The organism is Mesorhizobium sp. M2A.F.Ca.ET.067.02.1.1 (assembly GCF_004023285.1).
Taxonomy (GTDB): Bacteria; Pseudomonadota; Alphaproteobacteria; order Rhizobiales; family Rhizobiaceae; genus Mesorhizobium.
Genome location: NZ_RZSB01001114.1, coordinates 1 through 1315 on the forward strand (window position 1 = coordinate 1; position 1315 = coordinate 1315).

The following is a 1315-nucleotide window of genomic DNA, read 5'->3' on the forward strand; positions in this document are numbered from 1 at the left end:
CGTCCAGCGTACCCACCTCGCTGATCAGCGAGATGTCGTTGCGCAAAAGATCGACGATCATGCGGTTCTCGGCCTGGTTCTTCTCGTCGTTGCGCAGGAAGGCCTTCAGCCGCGCGTCCTCGGCCTTGGTCGCGCCGCGCGGCGCCGTGCCCTTCATCGGGTGCGTCTCGATCATGCCGTCGGCGTCGATCTCGAAAAACAGTTCGGGCGAGCGCGACAGAACGACCGGATCGCCAAGCGAGACCAGCGCGCCATATTTGACCGGCTGGCGCTCGGTCAGCGCGTCGAAGGCGGCAAGCGGATCGCCGGACCATTGCGCATGGACCGGGAAGGTAAGGTTGCCCTGGTAGCAGTCACCCTTGCGGATGTGACTGTGAAGGCGCGCGAAACGGCCGGCATAATCCTCGGCCGACCATGTCGCCCTCGCATCGAAAATCGGGCCGTTGCTGGCGGGCCCGGCATTTTGCGGCACGGCCTGTTCGACGGGCGCATCGAAGACGCCGAGACAGATCAGCGGCGCGCGGCGGCCTTCGGGCAGCAGCGGCACCAGTTTAGGCTCGAGCAGGTAGCCGGCCTCGTAGGAGAAATAGCCTGCCAGCCATTTGCCGGCGTCGGAAGCAGCCTGGGCTCGCTCGAGCGCCGGCGCGAACTCCTCCGCAGTGCGCGCGAGAATGACCTCGTGCGGCCGGTCGAACACCAGCTGACGCGCGCTCTCGTCATTGCGGAATATGGCTGCGGGCAGGGGCATGAGCCTCGGAAGCGGACAATTCAGTCGACCGGTCTATATGGGGGCCCGGGGACGCGCAATCGAGGGAACGGCGTCGAGCGACGCAAAGGCGGCTGGCCAAAATAAAGACGGCGCCCCATGCCGGCGCCGCCTCGTACCAACCAGACGGATATTCAGGTGTTGCTTACGGTACCGGCTGTCGGGAACTGGCGCGCGAACCCGGCCTCGTCGCCGGCGGCCAGCAATTTCGCCTGCTCGATCCATTTCTCGCGCGCGATGCGGCCGTCGAAATTGAGCACCTCCTCGATGCGTTTGACGTCGGCGTCGGTCCAGGCGGCGATCTGGGCATAGGTGGTGACGCCCAGGCCCTTGAGCAGCCTCTCGTTGACCGGGCCGATGCCGATGAGGCGGCGCAGATTGTCGGCTTTGGCGGCCGCGGCTTTTGGCGCGGCAGCTTTCTTGGCGGGAGCCGCCGCCTTCTTCGGCGCGGCTGCCTTGGCCGCGGGCTTCGCTGCCGCAGTTTTCGTGACCGCCGGCTTCTTCGCGGCGGCGGGCTTCGCCGGCGCGGCCTTTGCCGCTGCCGATGTC

The 1315-nt window shown here is 66.8% G+C and carries 1 protein-coding gene and 1 pseudogene; both read right to left on the minus strand.

The window, feature by feature from the left end; all coding sequences use genetic code 11:
- Positions 1–748: chorismate-binding protein (locus EOA28_RS35930; protein ID WP_128315852.1), on the minus strand; the 748-nt coding region annotated here is incomplete at its 3' end.
- A gap of 152 nt (positions 749–900) precedes the next feature.
- A pseudogene (locus EOA28_RS35935) lies at positions 901–1315 on the minus strand (proton-conducting membrane transporter); the annotation flags it as partial.